Raw genomic sequence first — 14,985 nt, forward strand, 5'->3', positions numbered from 1 at the left:
GGCCTTAGTGGCGGTCGTCCACAGCACCCGGTCCGGGATCAGACACGATCCGCCCCGATCCGACCCCGGTGCCGCTCCTGCCCTTCACCGTCAATACGCCTCACGGGACGCGATGGTTCCGGCAGGGCCCAGGTTCAACCGAAATGGGCACGCAGCTTCCCGTAGGCCTCGGGCCCGGCCCCCAGCGCGTCCAGGCCCAGCAGGCCGGCGCCCAGTACCGGGGGGGCCGTGACCACCGAGACCCGGGCGTGCGGGGCCCGTTCGGCCAGCAGGGCCTCCACCCTGCCGTTCAGCTGCGGGTGCCGGGCGGCCAGGACGCTGCCGCCGAGCAGGACGGGCGCCTCCTCGGCGAGCAGCCCGAGCCGTTCCAGCGCCACCGAGGCCAGTGCCACGACCTCCTCGGCCTGCCGCTCGACGAGGGCGGCGGCGACCGGATCGCCGGCCGCGGCCACCGCGAACAGCACGGGCACCAGCTCGTGCATGCGTAGGGGCTCGACGGAGCCCAGGTGTACCGCCTCGATCAGCGCGTACACGGACTCCAGCCCGAAGTGCCCCGGCAGGGCCGCCGCGAGCGCGGTGGGACCGCCGCGGCCGTCCTCGGCGCGGGCCGCCCACCACATGGCCTCGGCGGCCAGCCCGCCGCCGCCGCCCCAGTCGCCGGAGAGCTGCCCGAGCGCCGGGAACCGGGCCGTGCGCCCGTCGGGCAGCATGCCCACGCAGTTGATGCCCGCCCCGCACACCACCGCGACCCCGCGCGGGCCCCCGGCGTCCTCGCCGAGCCCGGCCCGCAGGATCGCGAAGGTGTCGTTGCGCACCTCGGTGTCCGTGCCCCAGCCGCGCGCTCCGACGGCCTCCGCGAGCCGGCTCTCCTCCACGGGGAGGTCCGCGTTGGCCAGGCAGGCCGAGACCCGCTCGGCGTACGGCCCCGCGTACGGGACTCCGGCCGCGGGCCCCGGCAGTCCGGCGGCCTCGGCCGCCTCGGCGACGGCCCGCCCGAGGACGTCCAGCGCCGCCTCCACCCCGACGCGCGGGGGCTGGAAGCCGCCCGCGCGCCCCGTGCCGAGGACGCGGCCGTCGGCGGCGATCAGCGCCACGTCCGTCTTGCTGTTGCCCGCGTCGACGGCGAGGACGGCCGCCTTCGGGGGCCGGCTCACGCCCATGCCAGATGCTCCTTGTTGTGCGCCAGGAGCCGGTCCGTCAGCCCTTCGGCGAGGTCGAACTGGCCCACCAGGGGGTGCGCCAGCAGCGCCTTGAAGACCCGCTCGCGGCCGCCCCGCAGCGCCGCGTCCAGCGCGAGGTCCTCGTACGCCGTGACGTGGGCGATGAGCCCCGCGTACAGCGGGTCCAGCCGGGGCACGGCCAGCGGCGAGGCCCCGGCGCGGTCCACCCGTGCCTGCACCTCGACGACCGCGTCGTCGGGGAGGAACGGCAGGGTGCCGTTGTTCAGCGTGTTCACCACCTGGACGGGGCTTCCGGCGCTCCCGCCGTCGCCCAGCAGGGCCGCGGCCAGGTCCACGGCGGCCTCCGAGTAGAAGGCGCCGCCCCGCTTGGCGAGCAGTTCCGGCTTCTCGTCCAGCGCGGGATCCCCGTACAGGCCGAGGAGTTCCTTCTCCATCGCGGCGACCTCGGCGGCCCGCGAGGGCTTGGTCCCGAGCTCCCGGACCACCTCGTCGTGCGCGTAGAAGTAGCGCAGGTAGTACGAGGGGACCACCCCGAGCCGGTCCAGCACCGCGCGCGGCAGGTGCAGGTCCGCGGCGATGGCGTCGCCGTGCCGGGCGATGAGCTGCGGCAGCAGGTTCTCGCCCTCGGGGCCGCCCTTGCGCACCCCCAGCTCCCAGGTGAGGTGGTTGAGGCCCACGTGGTCGAGGTGGATGTCGGCCGGGGTCAGGTCCAGCAGCGCGGCGAACTTGCGCTGGAAGCCGATGGCCACGTTGCACAGCCCGACCGCCTTGTGCCCGGCCCGGAGCAGGGCGCGGGTGACGATGCCGACCGGGTTGGTGAAGTCGATGATCCACGCGTCCGGGTTGGAGCGCCGGACCCGCTCGGCGATGTCGAGGACCACCGGGACCGTGCGCAGCGCCTTGGCGAGGCCGCCCGCGCCGGTGGTCTCCTGGCCCACGCATCCGCACTCCAGCGGCCAGGTCTCGTCCTGGAGCCGGGCCGCCTGCCCCCCGATGCGCAGCTGCAGCAGGACCGCGTCCGCGTCGGCGACGCCCGCGTCGAGGTCGGAGGTGGTGGTGATCAGGCCGGGGTGTCCCTGCTTGGCGAAGATCCGCCGGGCCAGGCCGCCGATCAGCTCCAGCCGGTCGGCGGCCGGGTCGATCAGCACCAGCTCGCTGATGGGCAGGGTGTCGCGCAGCCGGGCGAACCCGTCGATCAGCTCGGGGGTGTAGGTGGAACCGCCGCCCACCACTGCGAGTTTCATGATCACTAGCCTTTCACGCCGGTTAGGGTGACGCCTTCGACGAACGCCTTCTGGGCGAAGAAGAAGAGGACGATCACCGGGGCCATGACCAGCACTGTTGCCGCCATGGTGAGGTTCCAGTTGGTGTGGTGGGCGCCCTTGAAGGACTCCAGTCCGTAACTGAGGGTCCAGGCGGCCGGGTTGTCGGAGGCGTAGATCTGCGGGCCGAAGTAGTCGTTCCAGGCGTAGAAGAACTGGAACAGCGCCACGGCCGCGATCCCGGGCTTGGCCATCGGCAGGACCACCCGCAGCAGGGTGCGCAGCTCGCCGCAGCCGTCGACCTTCGCCGCGTCCAGGTACTCGTCGGGGATCGTCAGCAGGAACTGGCGCAGCAGGAAGATGGAGAAGGCGTCGCCGAAGGCCATCGGGATGATCAGCGGCCACAGGGTGCCGGACAGGTCCAGCTGCTTGGCCCAGAAGAGGTACATCGGGATGACGACCACCTGGGGCGGCAGCATCATCATGGCGATGACCAGCAGCAGCGACAGCCGTCGCCCCCGGAAGCGGAACTTGGCGAGCGCGTAGGCGACGGGCACCGAGGAGACCACGGACAGCAGGGTGCCGAGCCCCGCGTACAGCAGGGTGTTGCGCCACCAGGTCAGGAAGCCGGGGGTGTCCCACACCTTCGCGTAGTTGCCCCACTCCCAGCCGCGCGGCCACAGGTCGCGGGTCAGCGCCTGCTGGTCGCTCATCACCGAGGTCAGGAAGAGGAACACGAAGGGCAGGACGAAGAAGAGCGCCGCCGCTACGCCGAGGGAGTGCACGGCCACCCAGTGCAGGGCGGCCCGGCGGCGCGCGCTGCGCACGGCCCGCGCGGAATCCGGCGCGGCCGGACGCGGGGTCCGGCGCGGGCCGCGGGTGAGGGTCTGGCTGTGGCTCTGGCTCATGGCTGTCAGTCACCTGCCTGGATCAGGCCGCCGCGCCGGCGCATCAGCAGTGCGGTGAAGGCCATGGAAAGGGCGAACAGCACCAGGGCGACCACGCACGCGGTGCCGTAGTCGAAGCGCTGGAAGCCGACGTTGTAGATGACCTGGGGCAGGGTCAGCGTGGACTTGTCGGGGTACCCCGGCTCGAACTGCTGGCCCGAGCCGCCCATCACGCCGGAGGCCACCTTCCCCGCCACCAGGGGCTGTGTGTAGAACTGCATCGCCTGGATGATCCCGGTGACCACCGCGAACAGGATGATCGGCGAGATGTTCGGCAGGGTGATGTGGCGGAAGCGCGCCAACGCCCCGGCCCCGTCGAGCTCGGCGGCCTCGTACTGCTCGCGCGGTACGTCGAGCAGCGCGGCCATGAAGATGACCATCAGGTCGCCGACCCCCCACACCGCGAGCGCGGTCAGCGCGGGCTTGGACCAGGCGGCGTCCGTGAACCAGCCGGGCGTGGGCAGCCCGACCGCGTCCAGCAGGGTGTTGACCGGGCCGGTGCCCGGGTTCAGCAGGAAGACGAAGGCCAGGGTCGCCGCCACCGGAGGGGCCAGGTAGGGCAGGTAGAACAGCGTGCGGAAGACGCCCGTACCCAGCTTGACCTTGGTGATGAGCAGGCCGATGCCGAGGCCGAAGGCGACCCGGCAGGCGACCATGACCACGACCAGCCACAGGGTGTTGCGCATGGCGGGCCAGAACATCGGGAGGTCGGAGAAGACGTAGGTCCAGTTGTCCAGCCCGTTGAAGACGGGCGGCCGGAAGCCGTCGTACTGGGTGAAGGAGAAGTAGACGGTGGAGACGAGCGGATAGGCGAAGAAGACGCCGAACCCGATCATCCAGGGCGACATGAACGCCGCCGTGCGCAGCGCCGACCTGCGGCGCTTGGTGCGCAGTGCGGGGGAGAGGGTGCCGTCCATCGGGCTACTCGGCCTTCGCGATGTCCGTGTCGATCTGCTGGTCGGTCTTGGCGAGACCGGCCGGGATGTCCGCGACCTCGCCCTTCTCGACCGCGTACGCGAAGTCGGTGAAGGTCAGCTGGTAGGTGCCGCCGTCCACCTGCGCGGGGGTCGTGGTCGACTTCGGGTGCTTGGCGATGTCGATGAACGTCTTGAACTCCGGGCTCACCTGGAGCTTGGGGGACTCCAGGGCGGCCAGCGTGGAGGGCACGTTGTGGATGGCGTTGGCGAACTCCACCACCGCCTCGGTGTCGGTCGTCATGTACTTCGTGAGCTCCCAGGCGGCGTTCTGCTTCTTGCTGCCCGAGGCGATGCCCATGATCGTGCCGGAGAGGTAGCCCTTGCCGTACTCGGCGATCCGGTCGTCCGGGACGGGCATCGGCGCGGTCCCGATCTCGAACTTCACCCCTGCCTCCTTCGCCATGGGCGCCCGCCACTCGCCGTCGATCTGCATGGCCACCAGGCCCAGGTGGAAGGGGTGCTCGGCGCTCCACTCGTCACCGAAGGTGGTGCGGAACTTCTCCAGCTTCTCGTACCCGCCGAGCTTGCCGACCAGGTCCTTCTGGGCCGTCAGCATCTGCGCGAAGCCGGGGTCCTTGGCCAGGTTGGACTTGCCGTCGGCGTCGAAGTACGCCGGGCTCCACAGGGCGGCCAGGCGCTGGGGTGCGGTTTCGTAGCCGTGGTAGGTGGGCATGATGCCGAGCTGCTGGTACGAATCCCCCTTGGGGACCGTCAGCTTCTGCGCGGCGGCCACGAACTGGCTCCAGGTCTTGGGCGGTTCGGTGATCCCGGCGGCCTCGAAGGCGGTCTTGTTGTAGACGAGGCCGTACGCGTCGTTCAGCAGGGGCAGCGTGCACTGGTTGCCGTTGAACTGGGTGTACTGCATCAGGGTCTTGGGGAAGACCTTCTCCTTCTCGATCCCGGACTTCTCCAGGAAGGGGTTCAGGTCGGCGAAGGCGCCGGTGTTGCAGAACTTGCCGACGCTGTCGGTGGTGAAGGAGGACACCACGTCGGGGGCCTTCTCCCCGCCGGCGCGCAGCGCCTGGTTGATCTTGTCGTCGGTCATGTTGCCCGTGACGTTCACCTCGATGTTCGGGTGGGCCTTCCGGAACCGGGCGATGTTGTCCTCGATGGCCTTGATCTCGCTGGGGGCGGACCAGCCGTGCCAGAAGTTGAGGGTGACGTCCTTGTTCGGGTCGTCGGCGGCCGTGTGGGAGGCGGAGCCCGTACACGCGGTGGCGAGTACGGATATCGCGGCGACTGCGGTGGCGGCGGCGGTCAGGCGGCGGATTCCGGGCATGGCGGAGTCACTCTCTGCGCGGGGGGACTTCCTGGAGGGGTGGGAGGAGCGGTGCGGTGCGGTGCGGGCTCACGCGGGGGAGGTGCGGTGCGGGGCGGGTGTGCTGTACGGGGCCGCGTGCGCCGGGGCTGCGTGCGGGGGACGCGGTGCAAGGTGCGGGGTGCGGTGCGGTGCGGTGAACTGCGGGTGGTGCGGTTCAGCGGCGGGAGGTGTCGAATACCTCGTCGCGGGTGGCTGCGAGGGCGCTCTCCAGCGCCCCGCGCAGTACGGGCCGTTCCCGCACCTCGCCGGTCACCAGCCGGGGCCGGGACGGGGCGAGGTCGGCGAGCTCGGCTTCGAGGAGCTCGCGCAGCGGCTCCCCGCCCGCGATGGTCAGCGCGCCGGAGAGGATCACGATCTCCGGGTCCAGCACGGCGACCAGCGAGGCGAGTCCGGTGGCGAGGGCTGTGGCGTACTCCCGCAGGAGTTCCAGGTGGGGCCCCTCGGGTGCGGCGGCGGCCTGGGCCAGCAGCGCGGCCGCCGCTTCGACCATGGCCCCGGACTCGGCGCCGTGCACGGCGCCGTGCACCGAACCGGCCCCGGCCGCGGCAGCCGGCGGTGCTTCGACGCCGAGCCGGGCCGCCATCGCGGGCAGCACCTGTGCGCCGGCCAGCTCCTGGTAGCCGCCGGAGTTGACCCGGGTGACCTGGCGGACCAGCGGGTGCCCGGCGACCGGCAGGAAGCCGATCTCCCCGGCGCCGCCGGTCCAGCCGCGGTGCAGCCGGCCGCCGAGGACGAGGGCGGCCCCGAGGCCCTCCTCGTTCCACAGCAGGACGAAGTCCTCGTTGCCGCGGGCGGCCCCGAGCCGCTGTTCGGCGACGGCGGCGAGGTTCACGTCGTTCTCGTACTCGACCGGCATCGGCAGGGCCGCGGCGAGCTCGTCGAGGAGCGTGGGGGACTGCCAGCCCGCCAGGTGGTCGGCGTAGCGCAGCACCCCGGTGCGGGGGTCGAAGGAGCCGGGGGTGGCGATGACCACCCGGTGGATGTCGGCGAGGTGCAGCCCGGCGTCCTTGACGGCCTCGCCGAGGGCGCGCGTGACCTGCTCGACCGGCCCGGTGCCCTCCGCGTACGGGAGCTCGTGGCTGCCGATCACCTCGCCGGCGAGGTCGGCCACGGAGGCGAGGATCCGGCCCGGGGTGACGTCGAGTCCGGCGACGTGGGCGGCCCGCGCGTTGACGGCGTAGAGCTGCGCGTTGGGGCCGGGACGGCCCGTGGCGGTGCCGGTGGCGACGACGAGCCCGGCGGCCTCCAGCCGGGCCAGCAGCTGGGAGGCCGTGGGCTTCGAGAGGCCGGTGAGATGCCCGATCCGGGTCCGGGACAGCGGGCCGTGCGTCAGCAGGAGCTCGAGCGCGGCCCGGTCGTTCAGGGCGCGCAACAGGCTGGGCGTACCGGGGGTGGCGGGCATGGAGTGGCTTCTCCCTCACCGAGATGAACTGTTAGGTAAGTTTCCTATTGGTGGGTCGCTCGTGTCAATGGCAGTGCGTACACGACTGCCCCCGCAGATCGGATCTGCGGGGGCAGTCGCACAGAGGTGTGCGGAGCGTGCGGGGGAGGCGCCTACTTCGTGATGCGCGGACCGGAGACCGCGCCGCCCACGGCCGGCGGCGGGATCTCCGCGGTGGCCAGGGACTGCGGGGAGGTCGGGTTCGCCAGCGCCGACGGCGGGGCGACGGAGGCCGAGGGGTCGGCCGGGGCCGCGTCGTCCTCGGGCGCCGGCAGGCCCCCGACGATGCCGATGCCCGCGGCGTCGAAGGCGTCCTTGATCCGCCAGCGCAGCTCGCGCTCCACGGCGAACTGCTGGCCCGGCATCGTCTTCGCCGACACCGACACCGTCATGGAGGCCAGCAGCACCTCGTCCAGGCCCAGCACCTCCACCGGACCCCACAGCCGCTCGTCCCACGGGGACTCCTTGGCCAGGGTGTCGGCGATCCCCTTGACCACCTCGCGGATGCGGGAGAGGCTCTCGGTCGGCTTGACCTGGACCGCCACGTTCGCCGTGGCCCAGCCCTGGCTGAGGTTGCCGATCCGCTTGATCTCGCCGTTGCGGACGTACCAGATCTCGCCGTTGTCGCCGCGCAGCTTGGTGACGCGCAGACCCACCTCGACGACCTCGCCCGAGGCCACACCGGCATCGATCTTGTCGCCGACGCCGTACTGGTCCTCAAGGATCATGAACACGCCGGAGAGGAAGTCCGTGACCAGGTTCCGGGCGCCGAAACCGATCGCCACACCGGCCACACCGGCGCTCGCCAGCAGCGGTCCCAGGTTGATGTCGAGCGCGCCGAGCACCATCAGGCCCGCCGTGCCGAGGATCAGGAACGAGGCCACCGAACGCAGCACGGAACCGATGGCCTCGGACCGCTGACGGCGCCGCTCGGCGTTGACCAGCAGCCCGCTGAGGGCCGTGCCCTCGACGGCGTCGGCGCCGCGGTTCATCCGGGTGATCAGCTTGGTCAGCGATTTGCGGACCACCGAGCGCAGCGCGAAGGCGATGACCAGGATGAGGAGGATCCGCAGGCCCAGGTACAGCCATCCGGCCCAGTTCTCCTCTATGAAACTGGCGGCGTTCGTGACGCTCTCGTGCGTTTCTCTGATCGTTTGGGTCGCGTCCGGGTTGTCGGCTGCGAGCGGGAGCAGTGCGGCAGGCCTGGGCACGGGGGGAACCTCCAGATGTAGCGTCCTGCCCGCGGAAGGGGTGGGGCGGGCAGACCATCCACCCTAACGGGGCACTTGCCCGGACTTGTTGCCATGTTCGAGGGAGAGACCAGACTCACGCGGGGATGAACCGGGTGTGGTCGAAAACACCTCGGACCCGTTACGGGCGCGTGGTGGCGCTTCGACCAGCCGTAAGGGGAGACTGGAAAGCAGATCGTCCCGGCGCGAGCCACGCGCCGCCGACGTACAAGGAGGCAGTCCGTGCCGCACGTCCTGGTCCTCAACGCGTCGTACGAGCCCCTCGGCGTCGTACCGCTCCGTCGCGCGCTCGTCCTCGTCCTGGAGAACAAAGCCGTCTCCCTGGAAGAATCCGGCGCCTTTCTGCACAGCGCGACAAGGGCCGTCCCCGCGCCCAGCGTGGTTCGGCTCAAGCGCTTCGTGCGGGTCCCCTACCGGGGGCCCGTTCCACTCACCCGGCGCGCGCTGTTCGCCCGGGACGGCGGCCGTTGCATGTACTGCGGGGCCGTCGCCACCAGTGTCGACCACGTGATCCCGCGCAGCCGGGGCGGGCAGCACGCCTGGGACAACGTCGTCGCCGCGTGCCGCCGCTGCAACCACGTCAAGGCCGACCGGCACCTCGTCGACCTCGGCTGGCGGCTGCGGCACCAGCCGGCTCCGCCGTCCGGGCTGGCCTGGCGGATCATCGGGACGGGGCACCGGGATCCGTGCTGGATGCCGTACCTCCAGCCGTACGGGGCGGAGGATGCGCTCGATCGCATCGGACTGCCGGCCGCCGCGGCCGTCGCGTCGTAGGCCCTGAGCGGGGCCGCTCGTTCCCCGGACTCCGGGGAACGAGCGTAGGGCGGGTACGGGACCGCCCCGCAGGGCTACGGCGCCACCGCGAAGGCTTCCGCCCCCAGCAGGCTGCAGCCGTAGCGGGTGGCGCGGGTCTCGCAGGTGACCCGGACGTAGCGGGCCGGGGCGGCTGCCGGGTCCAGGTGGACGGAGTCCACCCCGCCGCGGGAGGCGACCGTCGCCGACGGGTGCCAGGTGACCCCGTCCGCAGAGGTCTCCACCCGGAACCGGGACGGGTACGCCTCCTGCCACCGCAGGCGGAGCAGCCCGATCCGCGCCGGAGCCGGCAGCTCGGCCTGCCACCAGGCCCCGTCGGCGGCGGGCGAGGACCAGCGGGTCGTCGGGGAATCGTCCAGCGCCCCCGAGGCGGGGAACGCGGGCGTCTCGTCGGCCGAGGACGAGGCCACGGCGGAGCGCAGCAGGTTCGGGCCGGCCGTGCGCGGATGGGCGCGCACCTTCAGCGTGTGCGTCTGGGAGCCGAAGGTGACCGGAACCTCGTAGGTGCCCGGCGCCGTGCCCGCGGCCACGGTGACCTCCACCGGGACGGTCGCCGTCGTACCGCGCGCGGCCGCGGCCGTCTCCGGCAGGCGTACGGAGACCCCCGGCGGCGGCGTCGCCGACAGGGGGCCGCGGACCTCGCCCGGACGCAGCGCGGACAGTTCCGCCGGGATCCGCCGCGGGGCCCCGCCGATCTCCGCGTCCACGGTTTCCGGCAGCTCGAAGCGGGCCTCCGGGCCGTCCGCCGTCCACGGGACCACGCTGTGCACGGCCGGAGCCGGGCCCGACCAGACGAGCCGGACCGCGTCGGCCCGCAGGCCGCCCACGTCCGCCTGGGTCCAGCCCGAAGCCGCCGCTTCCGCGACCTTGCGCCAGCCCTCTCCCGGTACGTGGGCCTCGATCACCGCGCCCCGGCTGCCGGGCGGCAGCGGGTCGGTCATCACGGTCACCACCGACACCGGCCGGGCGGTGGACAGCGCGACCGTCCAGGCGTCGGGCTGCCGGGTCACCGTGCCCGGCCGGAGGGCCGCGCCGGTCCACGCGTCGGCCTCGGCCGCGGCCCGCGCCAGGAAGGGGTCCAGCACGGCCTTGTCGACCCGGGCGGCTTCCGCCCCGGACAGTGCCGCGCGGGCGGCGGTGAAGGCCTGCGAGGCCTGCCAGGCCGCCGCCCCGTCCCCGCGGGCCTGCGCCTGGAGGACGTCGAGGGCCAGTTCCCCGGCGGCTCCGTAGCGCGCGAGCCGCGACAGCCAGGGCCCCGCCTCCCCGGCGAGCGCGGGCAGCCGGTCCGGGCCCTCGCGCAGGACGCGGAAGGCGGCCCGCAGCCGGTCTCCCGCCGCGGGGTCGCCGGAGCTCCGGGCCCGCCAGAACTCCTCGGTCAGCGGGACCAGATAGGCGGACTCGGGCTGGGCGAGGCCGGAGGAGGCGTTGTTCCCGGCCAGCGCGGCCAGTGCCTCGCGGGCCTTGGGGTCGGGTCCGGCGAGCGAGGCCACGGCCGCCGCCCAGGAGTCGGCGGCCCGGTAGCCGCGCGGGTTCCACGTGAAGTCCGCCGCCGTGAACAGCGGGATGCGCGACAGGGTGCCCTGGGGCATCGCGTTGGCCAGCACGGCCGCCGAACCGCCCGCGACCACCGGGTCGCGTCCCGCGTACGGGCCGAGGAAGATCCGGCCCGGATCCCAGTCGTTGACGGGGTAGTTGTCCATGGTGACCAGCGGGTGCTGCCCGAGCGCGGAGCGCGCCCCGGTCATCTCCTGCCCGGTGATCGTGCGCGGCACCACGCCGACGCCCGTCCAGGCCACCTCCACCCGGTCGTCCAGGGCGCCGGTCAGCGCGGTCCGGTAGGGCGTCGCGCCCTCCTGGTAGTACTCCGTCGGCAGCAGCGACAGCGCGGGCGCCCCCGGATAGCGCCGGGCCAGGTGCGCGGCCAGTGCGCCGGCGACCTCCGCGTGCGCCTTCGCGGCCGCCTCCGGGCCCTTGCCGTACCGCTCCCGGTCGGCCCGGCAGCCCCACTCGGTGTAGCTGACGTCCTGGAACTGCACCTGGAACGCCCGGAATCCGAGGTCCCACATGGCGTCCAGTTTGCGGGCGAGCGCCGCCCGGTCGGCCGAGGAGGCCAGGCACATCGACTGCCCGGGCGCCACCGCCCAGGCGAGCACCACCTGGTTGGCGCGCGCCCGGTCCGCCAGCTCCCGCAGTTCCGCCGCCTGCGGCGCCGGATAGTCGCGGCGCCAGTCCGTGGTGCGGTACGGGTCGTCGCCGGGCGCGAGCAGCAGCCGGTTCAGCTTGGTGCGGCCCATGAACTCCACCTGCGCGAGCCGCTGGGCGGCCGTCCACGGAGTCCCGTAGAACCCCTCCGCGATCCCGCGCACCGGTGCGGACGGCCAGTCCCGTACGAGGACCCCGGGCACCTTCCCGGCGTCCTGGGACAGCAGTTGACGCAGCGTCTGCGCCGCGTGGAAGAGCCCGTCGCCGCCCGTGCCGGCCAGCGCGACGGTGTCCCGTCCCTCGGCGCGGCCCACCGCCAGCCGGTAGCCGCCGGCCGGCAGGTCGCCGGCCGCGTCCGCGCCCAGGGCCCGCAGCGCCCGCTCGGCGGTCCCGTCGGACGGCCCCTGGAGCCGTACGACGGGGCCCGTCGGGGGCAGCGGTTCCCCGTCGGCCCGCTCGTGCAGGGTCCGTACGCCCGCTCCGCGCAGGGCGTCGCGCACCACCTCGGCGGCGTACGGGTCCACGTCCGCGGGCAGCACCAGCACGGCCTCGGCGCCCAGCGGCACCGTGCGCGCCGGGTCGGCGGCCATCGACTGCGGCCGGGGCCACACCGCGGGCCCCTCGGCGGCGGTGCGCGCCGGATCGGAGCCGGGGTCGAGCACGGGGGCGGGTACGGGAACGGGCGCGGGGTCGCGCAGCGCCGCGGGAACCGCGGCGGTGCCCGGCCCGGCGGGTGCGTCCGGCGCGGTGGGTGAGGTCGGCGCGGCGAAGGCGGCGGGGGGGCCCACGACCGCCGAGCCGCTGAGCAGTGAGCCGATGACGGCGACCGCCGCGGCCGTGGCCGTGGCCCGCTTCCTGCCCCTGGTGTGCACGGAGCCACCCCGTCCCGAGTCGTCCCCCGCTCGTACGAACGAGCCAGAGCCCACCATCCGTACGGCAGGGGTGTCAACGCCTGCGGGTGATCTGACCTGGATCGGCCAGGAATGCGGTGCGTCCGACTGGGTATGGCTGGGATGTTCTCCGGGTCGCGCGCCGGAGGGTGCTCCCGGCGTTCCCGCACGCCAGAACGGAAGGCCCGGCTGTGCGGTGATCGGCGCGGACCTCCGCAACACCTCCCGCGCGCGGCCCGAACGCAGGCACGTCTGTACGGATTCACCGACCGCACAGGAGAATTTCCGCTGTCGGTGGTGCGCGGACGGCGCGCGGACCGACACAGTGGGAGCCGTCCGCGGGTCCTGATCGATCCTCACGCACGAAGGAGTGCCTGCCGGTGAACACCGAGGCCGTGAAAACCGAGAACGCCACCACCTCCATATCGACGTCCACCCCGAAACGGCGTCCGCCGCTCGCCCACCTGCCGGCGCAGTCCGGACCCGACGAACGGCCCCTCACCAGCGAGCCGTCGCTCGCCGACGCCGCGCACGCGCCGTTGACCAGTGAGCCCCCGCTCGCCTGCGAGGCTCCGCTGACCAGCGAGCCGACCACCCATGCCGCGGCGGCCGCCGCGGGTGACTAGACGACAAGGAACCTGATGGACGACCTCGCCCGGCTCGCGGCCCTGTACGGAGTCGCCACCACCTACCAGCCCGCCGAGGACGTCACCCTCCGGGTCCCGGAGGCCACCGTGGCCGCCGTGCTGCGCGAGCTGGGGGTGAACACGGACACCCCGGAGTCCGTACGGGCGGACCTCGCGGCGGCCGAACGCGACGCGGCGCAGAGGCTGTTGCCGCGCGTGCTGGTGTGGTGGGCCGGGGCCAGGCCGCCCGCGGAGCTGGCCGCGCTGCCGCCGGGGACCCGGACCCTGCTGGAGGCGGAGGAGGACGGGCCGCCGCGGGCGGCGGGCCGCGCGGCCCCCCAGCAGCCGCCGGTGGCCTGGGACGCGGCCGACGCGGGGGAGCCGCCGCTCGGCGTGCACCGGATCCACGCGCAGGCCCCGGACGGCCGCACCGCCACCGCCACCCTGATCGTGGCCCCCGACCGGGCCCCGGCGGCGCCGGAGCGCGCGCACGGGCTGCTCGTCCAGCTCTACTCGGTGCTCTCCGAGCGGTCCTGGGGCATGGGGGACCTGGGCGACCTGGCGGAGCTGGCGCGCTGGGCGGGCCGCGTCCACGGAGCCGGCTTCGTCCAGGTCAACCCGCTGCACGCGGCCGTGCCCGGCACTCCGACCGACCCCTCCCCGTACCGGCCGTCCTCGCGCCGCTTCCCCGACCCGGTGCACCTGCGGATCGAGGACGTCCCCGAGTACGCGGACTGCCCGGACCGGGCCGCCCTCGCGGAACTGGCCGACCGGGGCGCGGAGTTGCGGCGCGAGGTGCTGGAGAAGGGGGCTTTGATCGACCGGGACGCCGTCTGGTCCCTCAAGCGGGCCGCCCTGGAGCTGCTGTACGCCGTCCCGCGGACCCCCGAACAGGAGGCGGCCTACCGGGAGTTCCGCGCCGACCAGGGCGCGGAGCTGGACCGGCACGCCGCCTGGTGCGCCGGGCACGCCGGGGAGGACCCGGAGGCCCGGGCCGACTTCCACCGCTGGCTGGTCTGGCTGACGGACGCCCAGCTCGCCGCCGCCCAGCGGGCCGCCAAGGAGGCCGGGATGGCGGTGGGCATCGTGCACGACCTGGCCGTCGGGGTGCACCCGGAGGGCTCGGACGCCACCGGAGCCCCCTTCGGGGCCCCGCACTACGCCCGGGCCGTCTCCGTGGGCGCCCCGCCGGACGCCTTCAACGCGCGCGGCCAGGACTGGGGGCTGCCCCCGTGGCGGCCCGACCGGCTGGCCGCCACCGGGTACGCGCCGCTGCGGACCCTGCTGCGGGGGGTGTTCCGGTACGCCGGCGCCCTGCGCATCGACCACGTCATGGGACTCTTCCGGCTCTGGTGGATCCCTGAAGGGGCGCCGCCCGCCGAAGGCGCGTACGTCTCGTACGACGGGGAGGCGATGCTCGCCCTGCTGGTCCTGGAGGCCCACCGGGCGGGGGCCCTGGTCATCGGCGAGGACCTCGGCACCGTGCAGCCGGGGGTCCGTCAGGCGCTGGCCCGGCGCGGGGTGCTGGGCACCTCGGTGCTGTGGTTCGAGCGGGACTGGGGCGGGGACGGGGAGCCGCTGGAGCCGGAGCGCTGGCGGTCCGACTGCCTGGCCACCGTGACCACCCACGATCTGCCGCCCACGGCCGCCAAGCTGGCCGGCTCCCACGTGGAACTGCGCGACCGGCTGGGCCTGCTGACCCGCCCGGCCGAGCGGGAGCGCGCCGAGGACGCGGCCGACACCGCGCGCTGGCTGGACGTGCTGGAGGACCTCGGGCTCGACACCAAGGGCGAGGAGGCCGCCGTACGGGCCCTGTACGGCTTCCTGCTGCGCACCCCGGCCCGGCTGCTCGGGGTCTGGCTGCCCGACGCGGTGGGGGACCGGCGGCCGCAGAACCTGCCCGGCACCTGGGACCAGTACCCCAACTGGCGGCTCCCGGTCGCCGACGCGGACGGCCGGCCGCTGACCCTGGAGGCGCTGGCCGCGTCGCCGCGGGCGAACGCCCTGCTGGGGGCGGTGCGGGGGGCGGCGGGAACCCGTACGGCACCCCCGGGCGCGCGCGGTGTTTAGGTGTT

The 14,985-nt window shown here is 73.9% G+C and carries 11 protein-coding genes; 3 read left to right on the forward strand and 8 right to left on the reverse strand.

The window, feature by feature from the left end:
• Nucleotides 1–134: 134 nt before the first annotated feature.
• From AC6CKD_RS12965 to AC6CKD_RS12995, 7 genes are all read right to left on the reverse strand, one after another.
• Nucleotides 135–1,160 (reverse strand): N-acetylglucosamine kinase, encoded by a 1,026-nt coding sequence (locus AC6CKD_RS12965; RefSeq protein ID WP_498327285.1) that lies wholly within the window; start codon nucleotides 1,158–1,160, stop codon nucleotides 135–137.
• Nucleotides 1,151–2,425, reverse strand: a complete 1,275-nt coding sequence (locus AC6CKD_RS12970; protein ID WP_498327287.1) for a 6-phospho-beta-glucosidase — start codon at nucleotides 2,423–2,425, stop codon at nucleotides 1,151–1,153. Before AC6CKD_RS12970 ends, AC6CKD_RS12965 begins: the two co-directional genes overlap by 10 nt.
• A 5-nt stretch (nucleotides 2,426–2,430) precedes the next feature.
• Nucleotides 2,431–3,351, reverse strand: a complete 921-nt coding sequence (locus tag AC6CKD_RS12975) for a carbohydrate ABC transporter permease (protein ID WP_498327289.1) — start codon at nucleotides 3,349–3,351, stop codon at nucleotides 2,431–2,433.
• 5 nt (nucleotides 3,352–3,356) lie between these two features.
• A complete protein-coding gene (locus AC6CKD_RS12980) occupies nucleotides 3,357–4,307 on the reverse strand; it encodes a carbohydrate ABC transporter permease (RefSeq protein WP_498327290.1) in 951 nt (316 codons plus the stop codon).
• 4 nt (nucleotides 4,308–4,311) lie between these two features.
• Nucleotides 4,312–5,646 carry an ABC transporter substrate-binding protein gene (locus tag AC6CKD_RS12985; protein ID WP_498327292.1) on the reverse strand — a complete coding sequence of 445 codons (1,335 nt, stop codon included), beginning with the start codon at nucleotides 5,644–5,646 and terminating at the stop codon, nucleotides 4,312–4,314.
• Between the two features lie 196 nt (nucleotides 5,647–5,842).
• The gene (locus AC6CKD_RS12990; RefSeq protein ID WP_498327293.1) at nucleotides 5,843–7,090 is read right to left on the reverse strand and encodes an ROK family transcriptional regulator; all 1,248 of its coding nucleotides are present in this window, start codon (nucleotides 7,088–7,090) and stop codon (nucleotides 5,843–5,845) included.
• Between the two features lie 152 nt (nucleotides 7,091–7,242).
• On the reverse strand, nucleotides 7,243–8,340 hold the full coding sequence (locus AC6CKD_RS12995; RefSeq protein ID WP_498327294.1) for a mechanosensitive ion channel family protein: 1,098 nt from the start codon (nucleotides 8,338–8,340) through the stop codon (nucleotides 7,243–7,245).
• 261 nt (nucleotides 8,341–8,601) lie between these two features.
• Between AC6CKD_RS12995 and AC6CKD_RS13000 the strand changes: the two genes are divergently transcribed.
• Nucleotides 8,602–9,153 carry an HNH endonuclease gene (locus tag AC6CKD_RS13000; RefSeq protein WP_498327295.1) on the forward strand — a complete coding sequence of 184 codons (552 nt, stop codon included), beginning with the start codon at nucleotides 8,602–8,604 and terminating at the stop codon, nucleotides 9,151–9,153.
• Between the two features lie 74 nt (nucleotides 9,154–9,227).
• Here AC6CKD_RS13000 and AC6CKD_RS13005 read toward each other — a convergent pair whose 3' ends face one another.
• Nucleotides 9,228–12,266, reverse strand: a complete 3,039-nt coding sequence (locus AC6CKD_RS13005; protein ID WP_498327296.1) for a glycoside hydrolase family 84 protein — start codon at nucleotides 12,264–12,266, stop codon at nucleotides 9,228–9,230.
• Nucleotides 12,267–12,679: 413 nt separating this feature from the next.
• Here AC6CKD_RS13005 and AC6CKD_RS13010 point away from each other — a divergent pair, with 413 nt between their 5' ends.
• Together AC6CKD_RS13010 and AC6CKD_RS13015 are read left to right on the forward strand one after the other, a co-directional pair.
• Nucleotides 12,680–12,910, forward strand: coding sequence for a hypothetical protein (locus AC6CKD_RS13010; RefSeq protein ID WP_498327575.1), 231 nt, complete (start codon nucleotides 12,680–12,682; stop codon nucleotides 12,908–12,910).
• A gap of 15 nt (nucleotides 12,911–12,925) precedes the next feature.
• On the forward strand, nucleotides 12,926–14,980 hold the full coding sequence (locus AC6CKD_RS13015; RefSeq protein WP_498327298.1) for a 4-alpha-glucanotransferase: 2,055 nt from the start codon (nucleotides 12,926–12,928) through the stop codon (nucleotides 14,978–14,980).
• The last annotated feature ends 5 nt before the right edge of the window (nucleotides 14,981–14,985 follow it).

Source organism: Streptomyces sp. GQ60 (genome assembly GCF_059758875.1).

Excerpts from the sequence above, each read along its gene's own strand:
- AC6CKD_RS12980 (WP_498327290.1), bottom strand. The coding sequence starts at position 4,307 with ATGGACGGCACCCTCTCCCCCGCACTGCGCACCAAGCGCCGCAGGTCG.
- AC6CKD_RS12970 (WP_498327287.1), bottom strand. The coding sequence starts at position 2,425 with ATGAAACTCGCAGTGGTGGGCGGCGGTTCCACCTACACCCCCGAGCTG.
- AC6CKD_RS12965 (WP_498327285.1), bottom strand. The coding sequence starts at position 1,160 with ATGGGCGTGAGCCGGCCCCCGAAGGCGGCCGTCCTCGCCGTCGACGCG.
- AC6CKD_RS12990 (WP_498327293.1), bottom strand. The coding sequence starts at position 7,090 with ATGCCCGCCACCCCCGGTACGCCCAGCCTGTTGCGCGCCCTGAACGAC.
- AC6CKD_RS13015 (WP_498327298.1), top strand. The coding sequence starts at position 12,926 with ATGGACGACCTCGCCCGGCTCGCGGCCCTGTACGGAGTCGCCACCACC.
- AC6CKD_RS12975 (WP_498327289.1), bottom strand. The coding sequence starts at position 3,351 with ATGAGCCAGAGCCACAGCCAGACCCTCACCCGCGGCCCGCGCCGGACC.
- AC6CKD_RS12985 (WP_498327292.1), bottom strand. The coding sequence starts at position 5,646 with ATGCCCGGAATCCGCCGCCTGACCGCCGCCGCCACCGCAGTCGCCGCG.